At 51.5% G+C, this 16,491-nt stretch carries 15 protein-coding genes and 4 tRNA genes; 16 read left to right on the forward strand and 3 right to left on the reverse strand.

The window, feature by feature from the left end; all coding sequences use genetic code 11:
- Positions 1-28 precede the first annotated feature (28 nt).
- On the reverse strand, positions 29-538 hold the full coding sequence (locus tag ACFO3I_RS09345; protein ID WP_377333636.1) for a TIGR00645 family protein: 510 nt from the start codon (positions 536-538) through the stop codon (positions 29-31).
- A 159-nt stretch (positions 539-697) separates the two neighbouring features.
- Here ACFO3I_RS09345 and ACFO3I_RS09350 point away from each other — a divergent pair, with 159 nt between their 5' ends.
- The 9 genes from ACFO3I_RS09350 to ACFO3I_RS09390 all read left to right on the forward strand — a co-directional run bounded on the left by ACFO3I_RS09350 (position 698) and on the right by ACFO3I_RS09390 (position 8,830).
- The gene (locus ACFO3I_RS09350) at positions 698-2,854 is read left to right on the forward strand and encodes a S46 family peptidase (protein ID WP_377333637.1); all 2,157 of its coding nucleotides are present in this window, start codon (positions 698-700) and stop codon (positions 2,852-2,854) included.
- A 186-nt stretch (positions 2,855-3,040) separates the two neighbouring features.
- Positions 3,041-3,766, forward strand: coding sequence for a DUF2189 domain-containing protein (locus ACFO3I_RS09355; protein WP_377333639.1), 726 nt, complete (start codon positions 3,041-3,043; stop codon positions 3,764-3,766).
- Positions 3,767-4,228, forward strand: coding sequence for a regulatory protein RecX (locus tag ACFO3I_RS09360; RefSeq protein ID WP_377333641.1), 462 nt, complete (start codon positions 3,767-3,769; stop codon positions 4,226-4,228).
- Between the two features lie 21 nt (positions 4,229-4,249).
- Positions 4,250-6,868 carry an alanine--tRNA ligase gene (gene alaS, locus ACFO3I_RS09365; RefSeq protein WP_377333717.1) on the forward strand — a complete coding sequence of 873 codons (2,619 nt, stop codon included), beginning with the start codon at positions 4,250-4,252 and terminating at the stop codon, positions 6,866-6,868.
- An 18-nt stretch (positions 6,869-6,886) separates the two neighbouring features.
- Positions 6,887-8,071 (forward strand): aspartate kinase, encoded by a 1,185-nt coding sequence (locus tag ACFO3I_RS09370; RefSeq protein ID WP_377333643.1) that lies wholly within the window; start codon positions 6,887-6,889, stop codon positions 8,069-8,071.
- Between the two features lie 99 nt (positions 8,072-8,170).
- On the forward strand, positions 8,171-8,374 hold the full coding sequence (gene csrA / locus ACFO3I_RS09375) for a carbon storage regulator CsrA (protein WP_377333645.1): 204 nt from the start codon (positions 8,171-8,173) through the stop codon (positions 8,372-8,374).
- Between the two features lie 158 nt (positions 8,375-8,532).
- Positions 8,533-8,623, forward strand: a tRNA-Ser gene (locus tag ACFO3I_RS09380).
- Positions 8,624-8,637: 14 nt separating this feature from the next.
- Positions 8,638-8,714, forward strand: a tRNA-Arg gene (locus tag ACFO3I_RS09385).
- Between the two features lie 39 nt (positions 8,715-8,753).
- Positions 8,754-8,830: transfer RNA gene (locus ACFO3I_RS09390), tRNA-Arg, on the forward strand.
- 482 nt (positions 8,831-9,312) lie between these two features.
- Here ACFO3I_RS09390 and ACFO3I_RS09395 read toward each other — a convergent pair.
- Positions 9,313-9,723 (reverse strand): CBS domain-containing protein, encoded by a 411-nt coding sequence (locus tag ACFO3I_RS09395; protein WP_377333647.1) that lies wholly within the window; start codon positions 9,721-9,723, stop codon positions 9,313-9,315.
- A 216-nt stretch (positions 9,724-9,939) separates the two neighbouring features.
- Here ACFO3I_RS09395 and ACFO3I_RS09400 point away from each other — a divergent pair.
- The 7 genes from ACFO3I_RS09400 to ACFO3I_RS09430 all read left to right on the forward strand — a co-directional run bounded on the left by ACFO3I_RS09400 (position 9,940) and on the right by ACFO3I_RS09430 (position 15,849).
- Positions 9,940-10,016 (forward strand) — tRNA-Trp (locus ACFO3I_RS09400).
- A gap of 19 nt (positions 10,017-10,035) precedes the next feature.
- Positions 10,036-10,428: a hypothetical protein gene (locus ACFO3I_RS09405; RefSeq protein WP_377333649.1), complete on the forward strand. Its 393-nt coding sequence runs from the start codon at positions 10,036-10,038 to the stop codon at positions 10,426-10,428.
- Positions 10,400-10,846, forward strand: coding sequence for a ribosomal protein S18-alanine N-acetyltransferase (gene rimI, locus ACFO3I_RS09410; protein ID WP_377333651.1), 447 nt, complete (start codon positions 10,400-10,402; stop codon positions 10,844-10,846). Before ACFO3I_RS09405 ends, rimI begins: the two co-directional genes overlap by 29 nt.
- Before the next feature lie 138 nt (positions 10,847-10,984).
- Positions 10,985-12,571: a peptide chain release factor 3 gene (gene prfC / locus ACFO3I_RS09415; RefSeq protein WP_377333652.1), complete on the forward strand. Its 1,587-nt coding sequence runs from the start codon at positions 10,985-10,987 to the stop codon at positions 12,569-12,571.
- Between the two features lie 24 nt (positions 12,572-12,595).
- A complete protein-coding gene (argS, locus tag ACFO3I_RS09420; RefSeq protein ID WP_377333654.1) occupies positions 12,596-14,335 on the forward strand; it encodes an arginine--tRNA ligase in 1,740 nt (579 codons plus the stop codon).
- A gap of 54 nt (positions 14,336-14,389) precedes the next feature.
- Positions 14,390-15,028: a pyridoxamine 5'-phosphate oxidase gene (gene pdxH / locus ACFO3I_RS09425; protein WP_377333656.1), complete on the forward strand. Its 639-nt coding sequence runs from the start codon at positions 14,390-14,392 to the stop codon at positions 15,026-15,028.
- Entirely contained in the window at positions 15,019-15,849 is an 831-nt protein-coding gene (locus tag ACFO3I_RS09430) for a TatD family hydrolase (RefSeq protein ID WP_377333658.1), read from the forward strand. Before pdxH ends, ACFO3I_RS09430 begins: the two co-directional genes overlap by 10 nt.
- On the opposite strand, the gene ACFO3I_RS09435 is transcribed toward ACFO3I_RS09430, so the two are convergent.
- Entirely contained in the window at positions 15,822-16,436 is a 615-nt protein-coding gene (locus ACFO3I_RS09435) for a hypothetical protein (RefSeq protein ID WP_377333660.1), read from the reverse strand. The genes ACFO3I_RS09430 and ACFO3I_RS09435 overlap by 28 nt on opposite strands.
- Between the last annotated feature and the right edge of the window lie 55 nt (positions 16,437-16,491).

Raw genomic sequence — 16,491 nt, forward strand, 5'->3', positions numbered from 1 at the left:
CAAAGGGGAAGCCCCTTTGGTTTTGCCGTCAGAAGTTTTCTTTGCGACCAGATTCTTTGGTAATTTTATCCAGATAACCCATAGCAAAAGCAGATACCACAAAGGTCATATGGATCAGCAGATACCACATGATTTTGTCGTTTTCGATGTTTTGGGTGTCCATGAAAATTTTCAGCAAGTGGATGGAGCTGATGGCCACAATTGAGGCCGCCACTTTGTTTTTCAGTGAGTTGGAATCCAGTTTGCCGAGCCAGCTCAGTTTATCGCCATCGCCGTCCACATCCAGTCTGGAAACGAAATTTTCATAGCCAGAGAACATCACCATCACGATCAGACCGCCGACCAATGAAATATCAATCAGTGACAACACCACCAATATTAAATCCACTTCCTTCATACTGAAAATAATCGGAATAATGTGGAACACTTCCTGAAAAAATTTCAGGCCAAGCGCCAGTAAAGCCAGGCTTAATCCAAGGTAGATAGGGGCCATCAGCCAGCGGGAGGCGTAGATCAATTTTTCCAGTAGTGTTTCCATGCGAGAGTCCTGTGCTTTATTACTTGGGGCATTATGAGGTCAAAGCCCTGAATTTCAAGCAGAGCCTGGGTTTACTTTTGGCAGAAAAACCGCAGAATGGGGCCGTTAACCGCGTGATACGCGTTTTTTGCTTCCGGCTTATGGCCAAGGATTTTAATCATGAAAAAAACTCTTCTGACTCTCGCCCTGTCTCTGGCCTCGCTGGCCCAGGCAGATGAAGGTATGTGGCAACCGCACCAACTCCCGGAGCTGGAAGCGGTGCTCAAAGCCAAAGGATTACAAATTGAGGCTGCAAGTATTGCCCAATTAACGGCGTTTCCAATGAACGCCGTGATTAGTCTGGGCGGTTGTACTGCGTCTTTCGTATCGCCTCAGGGTCTGGTGGTGACCAACCACCATTGCGCTTATGGCAGCATTCAGCACAATAGCACGGCGGACAATAACCTGCTGGCCAATGGCTTCCTGGCGACATCCATGGATAAAGAACTGCCAGCAGCTCCGGGAGCCAAAGTTTTCGTGACTCAGGAAGTGAGTAACGTGACGCCTGCGATTAATCAGGAACTCAGTCCACAACTAAAGGGCAAAGCCCGCTTCGATAAAATTGATGAACTGCGTAAAAGCCTGGTAGCGGACTGTGAAACCCCTGGCTATCGCTGCGATGTCTACAGCTTCCATGGCGGGCTGGAGTATTACCTGATCAAACAAATGGAAATCCGCGATGTGCGGCTGGTGCATGCACCGGCCAGTGGTGTTGGCAAGTTTGGTGGCGATATCGACAACTGGATGTGGCCTCGCCACACAGGTGATTATTCGTTTTACCGTGCTTATGTTGGCAAAGACGGTCAGCCGGCTGATTTCAGTGCGGACAATGTGCCTTTTACACCACCTTCTTATTTGAAAGTATCGGCCAAAGGTGTGGCGGAAAACGATTTTGTGATGGTGATTGGCTACCCTGGCCGCACCAACAGATACAACAGTGCCGCTGATGTGCGCAATCAGTTCACCCAGGTGTTACCTCAGTCCAAAGCCTACCGAGAGCAAGCCATGGCGGTGATTAAACAGCATGCACCTGAAGGGTCGGAAGCACGGATTAAATACGAAAGTATTTTGGCGGGCCTGGCCAACTACGCGAAAAACTTTGAAGGCATGATCCAGAGCTACCAGAGTGGCGGCACTCAGCAGCGTAAAGATGAGTTTGAAAAAGTGTTGAACCGCTGGATTAAATCCAGCCCGGCCCGTCAGGCGAAATATGCCCCGGCGGTGCGCCAGTTGAACCAACTGGTGGCGCAACAAGCGGAAACTCAGCAGCGCGATCTGGTGCTGAACTACTTTGGTTATGCTCAGTTGTTCAGCACGGCTGAAAAGTTGTACCGATTGGCGCAAGAACAACAAAAGCCGGATGCAGAACGTGAAACTGGTTATCAGCAACGGGATCTGGAGCGTTTTTCTGCGTCGATGAAACGGTTAAGTCGCAGTTTTGATGTCACTGTGGAACAAGAGCTGGCGCTGCATTTCCTGAAGCAGTATGCGTCCTTGCCCAAAACCCAGCACCTGGCCGCCTTTGACAGCTACTTTGCGCTGGATGGTGCGTTCGACGAAGCGGCTGTGACTGAGAAGCTGGCTGGCATTTATCAGAACACCAAACTGACCGATGAAGCTGAACGACTGACTTGGATGGGGAAATCTGTCGAGGAATTTAAAGCCAGCACCGACCCGCTGATCCAGTTTGCAGTGGCTCTGTATGACAGCCGGATGACCCTGGAGCAAGAGCAAAAAGAACAGGCAGGTTTAATGGCCGTGGCTCGTCCTTTGGTGATGGAAGCGGTGATCGCTTTTAACAAAAGCCTGGGTAAGCCTGTCTACGCCGATGCCAACAGTACACTGCGGGTGACCTATGGCTCAGTACAGGGGTATTCACCAAAAGACGCTGTGACCTACCAGCCATTTACCACCACGGCCGGTATTTTACAAAAAGCGACAGGCGTGGAGCCATTTGACGCGCCGAAAGCTCAGCTTGAGGCCATTAAAGAAGGCGACTTCGGCATCTATAAAAATGCCGCTGGCCAGTTGCCTGTCAACTTCTTAAGTACAGTGGATACCACAGGGGGCAACTCTGGTTCGCCGACACTAAACGGCAAAGCGGAACTGGTTGGCTTACTGTTTGATGGGGTGATTGAAGGCATTATTGCCAACTGGGATTATGACCCTGCCACCAACCGATCCATTCATGTCGATAGCCGTTATATGCTGTGGCAAATGGAAAATGTGGATGGTGCCAGCAATCTGCTTAAAGAAATGAGCATTGTCACTGAGTAAGTGATGTGCCATCTGCTGATAAAAAAACCGGCAATAGCCGGTTTTTTTATCAGGTCTGTCTGTGGTTTTTTATCATGCTTGCAGGTAAATCTATTCAGGCAGGCTGGCGTTTGCAGTACACTAGGCTCATTTTTATAGTCCGGTCAGAAGCCTTGAAGCGACACCGGGGCTAAAGGTAGTGAAAACGTGGAACCAAAATTACAATTGCAGCTGGTGATTCGAAGAGTCAGTTTGCAATCCGGGATCGGCTGGATCTCGCAGGCTTGGAATTTATTCAAACGCCATTATGCGGTGCTGATTAGCATGGTGATGTTTATGGCTGGTTTAAGTCTGGCAGCCAATATCAGCCCCATTTTGCTCATTGTGCTACTGCTGGCCAATCCGTTTTTAACGGCCGGTTTTTACCGCGCCATAGTGCAGCTGCAAAAAGAGCAGCCGGTACGATTCAGCGACTTATTTATAGTATTTGGCCAGGCTCAGTACCGTCGGGTGTTTCTCCGTCTGGCCTCTGCCAATGTCTTGATTAATATCCCGTTAACCCTGCTTGCGACTGAATTGGTTGAACAGATGAAGGTTGGACAGGTTGACCCGATGCTGATGTTTGGCGCTGTGGCGATGGTGAGCCTGATATTTATGCTGTTCGCTTATGCGGTGGCTATTGCTTATTTCTTAAACGAGCAGCGCATACTGGTGATCTTAAACGCCAGCCTGACCGCTTGCTGGCGCAATGTGGCGGCATTAAGCCTATATGGTTTAATGGCTGTTGCATTGGGTATGCTGGCAGTGATGACCTTCTTTATCGGCTTTGTGGTGGTTCTGCCCGTGCTGCAGGTGGCGTTTTTCCTGTCATTCAGTAGTATTTTTGCGTTGCAGGTTGGGCCCAGTCAGGAGCAAAGCACCCTGGAGGTGTAAATGCAGCCATCGAATACTGCGCTGAGCGAAGCTGAATTAAAAAGTTATTTGCTCGGATTATTGGCCAGACGCGATTACAGTGAGCGTGAACTGGCGCAAAAGTTGCGGCAAAAGCAGGTGGCCCCTGAGGTGTCAGAAACCTTGTTGCTCTGGCTCAAAGGCCGCGGCTACCAAAGTAATAGCCGCTACGCCCGACAGCTGATCCAGGCCAAGGTGCACAAAGGGTACGGCTGGTTTTACATTAACCAGCTTTGTGCTGAGCAAGGGCTGGAAAAGAGCCTGGTGCAGGCCGTGCTGGACGAATTAAATGTAGACTGGCTGAGTGTCGCTTTAGAGGCTTACCAGAAGAAATACGCCGATAAACCCATAGCGGATTATCAGGACAAACTAAAACGTATGAGATACCTGCAAAGCCGTGGTTTTGACGGTCAGGTGATCCAACAGCTATTTAAACAGCTTTAACAGTAGGATGTGGTTATGTACATGACGTCTGCCCAACTTCGCCGGGCTTTTCTGGACTTTTTCGCCAGCAAAGGGCACCAAATTGTGCCAAGCAGCTCACTTATTCCGGGCAATGACCCGACCTTGCTGTTTACCAATGCAGGTATGGTGCAGTTCAAAGATGTATTTTTAGGTCAGGATAAACGTCCTTACAGCCGGGCTGTCACTGCGCAGCGCTGCGTGCGTGCCGGTGGTAAACACAATGACCTGGAAAACGTGGGTTACACCGCCCGTCACCATACCTTCTTCGAAATGCTGGGTAACTTCAGCTTCGGCGACTACTTCAAGCAAGACGCTATTCTGTTTGCCTGGGAGTTTTTGACCGAAGTGGTCAAACTGCCAAAAGAAAAGCTGTGGATCACTGTCTACGCCACAGATGACGAAGCTTTTGATATCTGGACCAAAGAGATTGGTGTACCGGCAGAGCGCGCTATCCGTATTGGCGATAACAAAGGTGCTCCTTACGCGTCAGATAACTTCTGGGCCATGGGCGACACTGGCCCTTGTGGTCCTTGCACCGAAATTTTCTATGACCACGGCGACCATATCTGGGGCGGCCCTCCGGGTTCACCGGAAGAAGACGGTGACCGTTTCATCGAGATCTGGAACAACGTCTTTATGCAGTTCAACCGCCACACCGATGGCCGGATGGACCCGCTGCCAAAACCAAGCGTGGACACGGGGATGGGCCTGGAGCGTATTGCCGCTATTCTGCAAAACGTGCATAGCAACTATGAAATTGACACTTTCGCCGCGCTGATCAAAGCCACTGCGCAAGTGACAGGTGCAACCGACTTAACCGATAAATCGCTGCGTGTCGTGGCCGACCATATCCGTAGTTGTTCCTTCCTGGTGGCTGATGGTGTGATGCCATCGAACGAAGGCCGTGGTTATGTACTACGCCGCATCATTCGTCGCGCCGTGCGCCATGGTAACAAGCTGGGCGCCAAAGGCGTGTTCTTCAGCAAGCTGGTTGGCGCTTTGGCTGAACAGATGGGCGAAGCTTACCCTGAGCTGGTTGAGAAACAAGCAGTGATCGAAAAAGTGCTACGTCTGGAAGAAGAGCAGTTTGGCAAAACGCTGGAACGTGGTCTGGTCATGCTGGAAGACGCGCTGGCCGCTTTAGGTTCAGATACCGTCATTCCAGGTGAAGTGGCTTTCAAACTTTACGACACCTATGGTTTCCCACTGGATTTAACCAACGACGTAGCACGTGAGCGTGGTTTTACCGTAGACCAGTCTGGCTTTGAAGCGGCGATGGAAGCACAGCGGAAACGGGCTCAGCAAGCCTCTAACTTTGGTGCTGACTACAATCAGGCGCTGAGCTCTGTACAGTGCACCGATTTTAAAGGTTATACCGAAGTGAAAGCTCAGGCCAAAGTGGTGGAAATTCTGCTGGCTGGTGAACAGGTGCAGTCGTTAACTGAGGGGGCAGAAGCGTTGGTGGTGCTGGATCAGACACCATTTTATGCTGAGTCTGGCGGTCAGACAGGCGACACCGGTCGTTTAACCTTAGCAAACGGCGCCGTGTTTGAAGTGACAGACACTATTAAAGTGGGCAAAGCCTTTGCGCATAAAGGGACCTTAACAGGTACATTGGCTGTTGGCGATGTAGTGGAAGCGGCCATTGATAATGCCCGCCGTGATGCCATTCGGAAAAACCACTCCGCCACGCACTTATTACATGCGGCCCTACGCACTGTGCTGGGCGACCATGTGACGCAAAAAGGTTCTTTGGTGGGGCCGGACCGGCTGCGCTTTGACTTTTCCCATTTTGAAGCGGTAAAAGCCGACGAAATCCGCCGTATCGAACAACTGGTCAATGAACAAATTCAGCAGAACCATGAAGTGCTGACCCGTTTGATGAAGATTGACGACGCCAAAGCCGCTGGTGCCATGGCGCTGTTTGGTGAGAAGTACGACGACGAAGTGCGCGTGTTGTCGATGGGCAGCTTCAGTATCGAACTCTGTGGCGGTACCCACGTCAGCCGCACCGGTGACATAGGTTTATTCAAAGTGGTTGCTGAAGGCGGTATTGCCGCAGGCGTGCGCCGGATTGAAGCTGTCACGGCGACAGGCGCTTTAGCCTATTTGCATCAGTTAGAGCAGCAGGCGCAAACAGTTGCAGCCATGCTCAAAGGTGATGTGCTGTCGATTGCCGACAAAGTGGCTCAGGCGCTCGACAAGAGTAAAGCGACCGAAAAAGAGTTGGAGCAGGCCAAAGCTAAGCTGGCCAGTGCCGCTGGTGCGTCACTGCTGGACAAAGCCGAACTGGTCAATGGCGTGAAAGTATTGATTGCTGAGCTGCTTGGCGCGGATCCGAAAGGTTTCCGTACCTTAATGGACGAGCTGAAAGTGAAGATTGGTTCTGGTGTACTGCTGCTGGCGACGGTGGCGGATGACAAAGTCAGCCTGATTGCCGGGGTGACGAAGGACTTGACCGACAAAGTGAATGCCGGCCAGCTGATTGGCTGGGCCGCGGCGGAGCTGGGCGGTAAAGGTGGCGGTAAGCCAGACCTGGCGCAAGCTGGCGGTACTGATGTGGCGGCGCTGCCACGGGTACTGGCAGAAGCCAAAGCTCAGATAGTCGCCAAGCTGTAACAGAGCATGGCGCTTTATGTGCAAAAGTTCGGGGGTACCTCAGTTGGTACCCCCGAGCGTATCGAGGCGGTGGCAGAGCAGCTGACCGAGACAGTGCGTGCCGGTCATAAAGTGGTGGTGGTAGTGTCTGCGATGGCAGGTGAAACCAACAGACTGCTGGGGCTGGCGCATCAGATTGACAGCCGGCCTTCCACCCGCGAACTCGATATGCTGGCGGCCAGTGGTGAGCAGGCCAGCATTGCGTTGCTGGCCATTGCGTTAATTAAACGGGGTTACCCTGCCGTCTCTCTGCTGGCCGACCAGGTCGGCATCCTGACCGACAATAAATTCAGCAGGGCCCGTATTTTGTCAGTCGCGACCGAACGGTTGTGGCAGGAGCTGGAGCAAGGCCATATTGTGATAGTCGCCGGTTTTCAGGGGAGGGATATTGAAGGCAATATTACCACCCTTGGCCGCGGTGGCTCGGATACCACAGCTGTGGCGTTAGCCGCTGCTTTAAAAGCAGACGAATGCCAGATTTTTACGGATGTCGACGGCATCTACAGCATAGACCCGCGCATTTGCTCAGGTGCCTTCCGTTTACCATTGGTCGATAGTGACAGCATGCTGGAGCTGGCCAGTCTGGGAGCCAAGGTGCTGCACTCCCGTTCTATTGAATATGCGGCAACCCATCAGGTGCCGCTGCGGGTGTTATCCAGTTTTAAACCGGATCAGGGCAGCCTGATCTGTTATCAGGGAGCAGGTATGAGCTTACCTAAGCTGACTGGCATAGCCTGTCAGAAAGACGAAGTCTGGTTGCAGCTGACTGGCATCTCCAGTGCATTACAAACTCAGCTGTTTAAAGAATTCGCCCGCCAGTCGGTGGAAACGGATTTATTCACCTTGCTTGGACCGCAGCAGATCGGATTCAGTCTGAACCGTTCTGACTTGAGTGTGGTCGAAGACTTGTGTCGTGAATTGGCAGCAAAACAGAGCTTTGACTGGCTGGTCTTCACAGGATTGGCGAAACTGTCCATTGTTGGCGTTGGCGTGAAAGCCAATCCGGCGGTGATGGCGGTGGTTCTGGAACAGTTACAAGCACTGGCTGCCGACCCGGTCACTATGCAGTGCAGTGAAATCAAATTGTCTGTGTTATTGCTGGAACGCCATTTGGCTAGCCTGGCGAATGAACTGCACCGGCTTTTATTAATTGAAGAAATTTAAGTGTAAGATTTTCATAAATTTGTTCTCTGGGTTATCATTTAACCGACAGGTCCGCCCTGGCGGTCATGGGAAGCTGGAATCACAGGAAAGGAGCTTTATATGCTTATTTTAACGCGTCGCGTTGGTGAAACATTAATGATCGGTGATGAAGTCACAGTGACTGTACTGGGGGTTAAAGGAAACCAGGTACGTATTGGTGTGAATGCACCGAAAGAAGTTTCTGTACACAGAGAAGAAATTTATATGCGAATTCAAGCCGAAAAGGGCACTCCTGGCGGCTACAGCGGTAGTGATGCTGAATAACTGAATACCGTGGTTTTGCCGGCTTTTTTGTGATTTTTAACGCGTTTAAGTCAATATTTGTTCGAATTGCTTAAAAGCTCATCAAACAGAAATTCCAGCGCCAAAAATTGTTTGACTTATTTTCCTGAAACATTAATATACGCACCGCAACGTAGCGCGGAGAAGTGGCCGAGAGGCTGAAGGCGCACCCCTGCTAAGGGTGTATACCTCAAAAGGGTATCGAGGGTTCGAATCCCTCCTTCTCCGCCATTTTGTGTCATGCTGGACGCGTAGCTCAGCTGGATAGAGTACTCGGCTACGAACCGAGCGGTCGGAGGTTCGAATCCTCCCGCGTCCGCCATCTGACACAAAATAACGATGCACAACAATCTCGACAAATGGACGCGTAGCTCAGCTGGATAGAGTACTCGGCTACGAACCGAGCGGTCGGAGGTTCGAATCCTCCCGCGTCCGCCATTAAACCTGCTTAGTGCAGGTTTTTTGTTTTTCGCATCCTGCGAAAAATCCCTTCGGGACCAGCCTTCGGCTGTCCAAAAACGTTCCAGACGTTTTTGTGTTTCCTTTTGCTATCAGATGGTTGATCAAGGACGCGGGCGGTTGAGAAGCTTCTACTTCCTCGCAGAGCTCGTCGGGTTCAATCGGCAATACGCCAAACTGTTGGCGTATTGAAATCCCGATTTCACGGTTCGACAAAATCGCTGGGAGCGATTTTGGACGCGCAGCGCGCGGCCCTGAAGGGGCGTTTGCCAGGATGGCAAACGCTTATCTGGCCCTTCGCAGAGCTCAAGGCGTTCCGTCGGCAGCATGCCAAACAGTTGGCATGCTGAGATCCCAACATCACCCTCCCGCGATACTGACTCCTCACAGATCTCGTCGTGTCAAATCAGGATTTCACGATTCGAGCAATTTGCCGGGAGCAAATTACTGTCCAAAAGCGCTCAAGACGCCGCTTTATAACACTGCTGCAATTGCCCAACCAAAGCTTTGACCACCTGGTGGCGATAGAGCATACCGACAACCTGGTTATCGTGATCCAGTACCGGTAGTTGGTGTAGCGCCAGGTTATTAAAAATCATTGCTGCATCAATCAACGAGTCGGTCAATTTGACGCTGATGACCTTTTTCGTCATGACATCCTGAATTTTGTTTTCTGTGCTGCAAAAGTAGCTGGCATGCAGCATGGAACCCAGGCAATCCTGTTCTGATAAAAAACCAACTAATTGCTGTTGATGGAACACGGCGGCACCACTGACGCCGGCTTTTTGCAGTTGCTCAACGGCATGCACTATCGTATCGTCTTGTTGCAGGCGAACCAGTTCAGTTTGATAGATGTCTTTGACTAAGCTCATAAAATGTCTCCCGTTGTGTATAAAGGCAGAGTAAAGTAGTGAGCGTTATTAACTAAAGCGAATTAAAGCGCTTGTATTAATCTAAAATAATGAACAAGTGGCGAGGCGTTTGCAGTGAACAGAGTAAAACGGCGGAATTCTGTGCAGTCAGTGCAAAGCCAGGTTGTTTTTGCTTTACCTTTCATAGCTGTTTTGTATAATGACGGCCTCAACGCTAGGGGCATAGTTCCAATTGGTAGAACAGCGGTCTCCAAAACCGATGGTTGGGGGTTCGAATCCCTCTGCCCCTGCCACTTCTAAATAGACTTCATTATGAAGCTATCATCGCAACAAATTCAGCTTTTACAACATAACGGTATTCAGCCATTAACCCTGCACGCTCATTTTTCGCAGTTGCAGTCGTCTTTTGCTGAACCATCAGAATCTTTTGCAGAAGCGGCCGATCAGATAGCTCCAGAGCCTCAGGCTGAGTTGCAGGTAAGAGAACCTGAAACCGGTCACCCGCTGACGCAGGATATTCAGCATGCCTTGCACTCTTATGCGCCTTCACTGACATGGCGCCTGGCTGACACCGCTATTCAGCTTGCATCTGAGCAGTTACTGACCCCTGAAACACTGGATGCCGGACAGAAACGCCTGATGTGGCAACTTATTACGCAGTATCACGAGGAACACAGTGACAGCAAAGATCCGCAGCGCAACTGAAGCTGATATTCCGGCTATGTTGGCCGTTGAACAGGCCGCTAACGCTTACCCCTGGACCGAAGGCAATTTCAAAACCTGTTTTTCTGAGCGCTACTTTAACGCGGTGCTGGAGCTGCAGGGTGAAGTTCTCGGGTTTTATGTGGGGCAACAAGTTGCGGTTGAAGCCACGCTATTTGATATTGGCGTTGTGCCTGGTGCGCAAGGCAAGGGTTATGGCCGTTTATTATTGCAACACTTTTTAGCCCAAGCCGAGAGCAAAGCCGTGCTGGATGTATGGTTGGAGGTCCGCCAATCCAATACCGCCGCCATTGCACTTTATGAATCTGCAGGCTTTATTCAAACCGGGTTAAGACCCAATTATTACCCGACCAAACAAGGCCGCGAAGATGCCATCCTGATGGCGCTGCCGTTGGGCTAAGTTTGCCACAGCTTCAGATGGCGAAATTCTGGGCCTGTCCTTTGTAAGCTGCTATAATCCCGCACAATTTTTTAACTCTGCAATTTGTCCCGGCCACACCAGGTGAAGGCGGGGTTTTGCTATTGAAGAAAGCCATCTATGAGCACTGAACTGTTTTTGCAGGAAATTAATAAGCGTCGCACCTTTGCGATCATCTCTCACCCGGATGCCGGTAAAACCACCATCACGGAAAAAGTGTTGTTGTTCGGACAACTGATCCAAAAAGCCGGTACTGTCAAAGGTAAAAAATCCGGCCAGTTTGCCACCTCAGACTGGATGGAAATGGAAAAAGAGCGGGGCATCTCGGTCACCACTTCGGTCATGCAATTTCCTTATGCCGATTGCCTGGTCAACCTGCTGGACACCCCGGGCCACGAAGATTTCTCGGAAGATACTTACCGCACGCTGACAGCAGTCGACAGCTGCCTGATGGTGATTGACGGCGCCAAGGGTGTTGAAGAGCGGACGATCAAGCTGATGGAAGTCACGCGTTTACGTGACACACCAATAGTCACCTTTATGAACAAAATGGACCGCGATATCCGCGACCCTATCGACCTGTTAGATGAAGTGGAAAGCGTCCTGAAGATTGCCTGTGCGCCAATCACCTGGCCTATTGGTTCAGGTAAAGAGTTTAAGGGCGTGTACCACATTCTGCGTGACGAAGTGATTTTCTATCAGTCCGGTATGGGCCACACCATTCAGGACATCGATATTATTAAAGGCATCGACAACCCGGAACTGGACAAGCGCATCGGTTATTTTGCCGCTGAGTTGCGTGAGAAAATGGAATTGGTGAAAGGTGCGAGCCATGAGTTCGATCGCGATGCTTTTATCAAAGGCGAGCTGACGCCGGTGTTTTTTGGTACTGCCTTGGGTAACTTCGGTGTCGACCATATGCTGGATGGCCTGACCGATTGGGCTCCGGCCCCTCAGCCGCGCACCACCACTAATCGCATTGTGCAGCCGGACGAAGCCGGCTTTACCGGTTTTGTCTTTAAAATTCAGGCCAATATGGACCCGAAACACCGCGACCGCGTGGCCTTCTTACGTATTTGCTCGGGCAAGTATGAGAAAGGCATGAAGATGCACCATGTGCGTATTGGCAAAGATATTCTGGTGCCACAGGCACTGACCTTCCTGGCCGGTGACCGTGAGCATGTGGAAGAGGCCTACCCGGGTGACATTATCGGTTTGCACAACCATGGCACCATCAAAATTGGTGACACCTTCAGTTCCGGCGAAAAGTTCAGCTTCACCGGCATTCCAAACTTTGCGCCTGAACTGTTCCGCCGTATTCGTCTGCGCGACCCGTTAAAGCAAAAACAATTGCTTAAAGGTTTGGTGCAGCTGTCCGAAGAAGGCGCGGTGCAGGTATTCCGTCCGCTGGACAACAATGACCTGATCGTCGGTGCCGTAGGTGTGTTGCAGTTTGATGTGGTGGTGCACCGGTTAAAATCGGAGTACGGTGTGGACGCGATTTATGAAGCTGTGAACGTCAATACGGCCCGTTGGGTGTATTCAGACGATGCCAAAGCACTGGATGAATTTAAAAACAAAGCCAGTGCCAACCTGGCGCTGGACGGCGGTGACGCGCTGGCCTATATAGCGCCGACCATGGTAAACCTGAATCTGGCGATGGAACGGTATCCGAAAATTAAGTTCCACAAGACGCGTGAACATTAACAGGCGATACAGGCAAAGAATTTTATGAATATCAAAGAATTATTATCGGCAAAAACCCAGGCAGCCATGGTGGCTGTCGGTTTGCCTGCGGATACCAACACCGCGGTGACACAAAGCACCAAACTGGAATTTGGTGATTACCAGATTAACGGTGCTATGGCGGCTGCCAAATTATTGAAAACCAATCCGCGCGCCTTAGCGCAGCAATTGGTGGAACAATTGAACCTGGGCGATATGGCCGACAAGGTTGAAATTGCCGGCCCAGGTTTTATCAATGTGACCTTAAGCAAAAGCTGGCTGGCGCAACAGCTGGCTGGTGCGGCACAAAACCCACGTTTAACGGTAAGCGCTAACCCGGCACCACAACAGGTGGTGGTGGACTACTCGGCGCCAAACCTGGCCAAAGAGATGCACGTAGGTCACCTGCGTTCGACCATTATTGGTGACGCCTTAGTGCGTTGTCTGGAGTTCTGGGGCGACAAGGTGATTCGCCAGAACCATATGGGCGACTGGGGCACCCAGTTCGGTATGCTGATTGCGCACCTGGAAGACAAACTGGCGGCCGGTGTTGACCTTGAGCAGGTGGCGCTGGCCGATTTGGAAGAATTCTACCGCGAAGCGAAAAAACGTTTTGACGATGAAGCAGGCTTTGCTGATAAATCCCGTGACTATGTGGTGAAGCTGCAAAGCGGCGACGCGCACTGCAAAAAGCTGTGGCAGTTGTTTATCGACACCTCGATCAAACACAGCGAAGAAGTGTACCGTAAGCTGAATGTGACGCTGAGCCATGAGCATATCAAGCCGGAAAGTGCTTACAACGATATGCTGCAGCCTATTGTCGACGAGCTTAAAGGCAAGGGGCTGGCGGTGGAAGACCAAGGCGCGCTGGTGGTGTTTTTGCAGGAACTGGCCGACAAAGAAGGCAATCCTTCGCCTTTTATTATTCAGAAAACTGGTGGTGGTTTCCTGTATGCGACTACAGATCTGGCGGCTTGCCAGTACCGCAGCCATGGCCTTGGTGTTGACCGTATTGTGATTTTCACCGACGCCCGCCAGGCGCTGCACTTTAAACAAGTGGAACTGGTGGCGCGTAAAGCTGGTTTACTGCGTAACGAAACCGCCTATGAGCATGCGCCATTCGGCACCATGATGGGTGAAGATGGTAAGCCGTTTAAAACCCGTACCGGTGGCACCGTCAAACTGGCGGAATTGCTGGAAGAAGCGGTCAGTCGCGCAGCCGAAGTGGTCAAGCAGAAGTCGACCGATCTGACCCCTGACGAAATGGCCGAAGTGGCAGCTAAAGTGGGTATTGGCGCGGTGAAGTTTGCCGACTTATCGAAGAACCGCACCAGTGATTACATGTTCAGCTGGGATGCGATGCTGAGCTTTGAAGGCGCGACAGCGCCTTACCTGCAATATGCCTACACCCGGGTCAGCAGTATTTTGCGCAAAGCGGGCGTCGATTTAGGTTTTTCTGCGCCTTTGGTGCTGGTGGAAGAGCAGGAAAAACAACTGGCTGTGAAGCTGCTGCGTTTTGAAGAAACGCTGCAGGCCGTGATGAAAGACGCGGTGCCAAACTTGCTGTGTAACTACCTGTACGAGCTGGCCAGCCAGTTTATGAGTTTCTATGAGGCGTGCCCAATCCTGAAAGAAGGCGTCGAGCCAGAGTTGAAGCAAAGTCGTTTGATGCTCAGTATTCTGGTCGCCCTGACCTTAAAACAGGGGCTGGAGTTGCTCGGCATCGATGTGATGGAAAAAATGTAAGTTAAAAGGGCAGGTGTGAACCTGCCCTTGTTGTTAATGGAGTCAGAAAAGTCTATGAAGATTGATGATATCCGCCGCAGTTACACCTTAAACAAACTGGACGGCGACCAACTGAACCCGGATCCTATTGCTCAATTTGAGCTGTGGCTTAAAGACGCGATCGCAGCCGAATTACCGGACCCGACGGCTATGTGTGTCGCGACCGTCAGTCCGGAAGGTCAACCGTCACAACGTATTGTGCTGCTAAAAGATGTCGGGCCAGAAGGTTTTGTGTTCTATACCAACCTGGGCAGTCGTAAAGCCAGCGAATTGGCACAGAACCCGAAAGTCTGTCTGCATTTTCCCTGGCACTCGCTGGAGCGTCAGGTCATTGTGTATGGCTGCGCTGAGCAGGTGCCGACGTCTCAGGTAATGAAATACTTTTTATCCCGCCCCAAAGAAAGCCAACTGGCGGCTTGGGCGTCCGAGCAGAGCCGTCCCGTGTCGACCCGAGCGGCGTTAATGCAAAAGTTTGCCGAGATCAAACACAAGTTTGAACAAGGCGAAGTACCGTTACCGTCGTTCTGGGGGGGCTTTTTAGTGCGCCCACAGCAGATAGAGTTCTGGCAAGGCGGGGAGCACCGGTTGCATGACCGCTTTATGTACAGCAAAACTGATGACCAGCACTGGAGCATCAACAGGTTATGTCCATAAAGAGCTCCGCAGAGGCAGGCACATCCCTGCCTTTGTTGTTTGACACTCATTGCCACCTGGATTTGCCAGAACTACTGCCGCAGATAGAACATCATCTGCAGCAGGCCAGAGCCCTTGGCGTGCAGACTATTCTGGTGCCTGCTGTGGAGCAAAAAAACTGGTTGCCTTTGCTTAGGTTGCAACAGGCGCATCAATTTGCCGTGGCCTTGGGAATTCATCCCTGGTGGGCGGCGGGTGCGCAGCGGGAGGCGTTGGTGCTGTTGCAGCAGTTGGGCGCCAAACCAGAGGTGTGCGCCATTGGTGAAATTGGACTGGATTATGCCCTTGACGAGCAGACCTTTAGTGCGCAGGAGTTGCTGTTCAGCCAACAACTGGCCATTGCCAAAGCGCTGAAAAAACCTGTGGTGCTGCATCACCGAAAATCCATGGTGCAGTTGTTGGCAGAGCTGAAGCGGCAGCAATTTACTGAAGGCGGCATTTTGCACGCTTTTTCCGGTAGCTACCAGCAGGGTCAGGCTTTTATCGATTTGGGTTTTAAGCTGGGCATTGGCGGCACCATCAGCTATGAGCGGGCAGAAAAGACCAAAAAGGCGGTGCAGAGATTGCCATTAGAAGCTCTGGTGCTGGAAACGGATGCTCCAGCTATGCCTTTGGCTGGTTTTCAGGGGCAAGTGAACACCCCCTCCCAGCTGGCTTTGGTGTTTCAGGCTTTGGTTGAGTTACGGCCCGAACCCGCGGCAGAGTTGGCTGCTCAGCTTTGGCAGAACAGCTGCCAGGTGCTTCGGTTAGACCTTCAGAGCAGATTGCTGGGTTCGGCCTGACGCTTTTTCCAGAGACGCTGTGCAGTATGTAACAATCGACTCCAAAGCCCGCGGATCACAAAGGCCACCAGCCCGGCGACCAGCAACATCCAGAGCACTTGCTGCATCAGCTGTTGCCAGGCCTGCGTGACTGGCAACAAGCTGGCGTCCAGCTTCATGCTGATCTTGATATAGCCAATGACCCGGCCTTCCTGTTCAATTTCCTGCACCAGGGCCAGCAGTTCAGGTTGAAACTGCGGCGCGTACATCACCACAGCAGGTGATGCTGACTTAGAGGCGGACAGCTTGGCGCCGTTGGCGTCATACACCACCACGTCTTGCAAATAAGGCGTGTCGGCAATATGGGTGGTCAGCTGATTCAGACTTTCCAGCTGGTCGTTCACAATCAAATAAGCGGCCGTATGTGACAGTGCGACCAGTGTAGAGCGCATCAGCTCTTCACTTTGCTGCTGAAACAGTTGTTCGCCTTGCTTATGGCTGGTCCACCACCACTGAGTCAGCACCAGAATGCCGCTAGCCGCAAGCACCACCTGAAACAGGCGGTACAAACGGGATTTTCTTTCCTGGTTACCAAACTGAAATTGCATAGGCAAGCTTAAGTTTTGCGCTGACATCTGCTGAAAAATGTCGGTAGAATGCCAT

Origin of the sequence: Rheinheimera marina (assembly GCF_042654345.1) — a bacterium.
GTDB classification, from domain to species: Bacteria; Pseudomonadota; Gammaproteobacteria; order Enterobacterales; family Alteromonadaceae; genus Pararheinheimera; species Pararheinheimera marina.

Bases quoted from the DNA above. Each gene is read 5' to 3' on its own strand.
- prfC (WP_377333652.1), top strand. From the start codon at position 10,985: ATGAGCACTGAACTGTTTTTGCAGGAAATTAATAAGCGTCGCACCTTT.
- csrA (WP_377333645.1), top strand. From the start codon at position 8,171: ATGCTTATTTTAACGCGTCGCGTTGGTGAAACATTAATGATCGGTGAT.
- ACFO3I_RS09395 (WP_377333647.1), bottom strand. From the start codon at position 9,723: ATGAGCTTAGTCAAAGACATCTATCAAACTGAACTGGTTCGCCTGCAA.
- ACFO3I_RS09435 (WP_377333660.1), bottom strand. From the start codon at position 16,436: ATGCAATTTCAGTTTGGTAACCAGGAAAGAAAATCCCGTTTGTACCGC.
- ACFO3I_RS09345 (WP_377333636.1), bottom strand. From the start codon at position 538: ATGGAAACACTACTGGAAAAATTGATCTACGCCTCCCGCTGGCTGATG.
- ACFO3I_RS09350 (WP_377333637.1), top strand. From the start codon at position 698: ATGAAAAAAACTCTTCTGACTCTCGCCCTGTCTCTGGCCTCGCTGGCC.
- ACFO3I_RS09405 (WP_377333649.1), top strand. From the start codon at position 10,036: ATGAAGCTATCATCGCAACAAATTCAGCTTTTACAACATAACGGTATT.
- ACFO3I_RS09360 (WP_377333641.1), top strand. From the start codon at position 3,767: ATGCAGCCATCGAATACTGCGCTGAGCGAAGCTGAATTAAAAAGTTAT.
- argS (WP_377333654.1), top strand. From the start codon at position 12,596: ATGAATATCAAAGAATTATTATCGGCAAAAACCCAGGCAGCCATGGTG.
- ACFO3I_RS09430 (WP_377333658.1), top strand. From the start codon at position 15,019: ATGTCCATAAAGAGCTCCGCAGAGGCAGGCACATCCCTGCCTTTGTTG.
- pdxH (WP_377333656.1), top strand. From the start codon at position 14,390: ATGAAGATTGATGATATCCGCCGCAGTTACACCTTAAACAAACTGGAC.
- alaS (WP_377333717.1), top strand. From the start codon at position 4,250: ATGACGTCTGCCCAACTTCGCCGGGCTTTTCTGGACTTTTTCGCCAGC.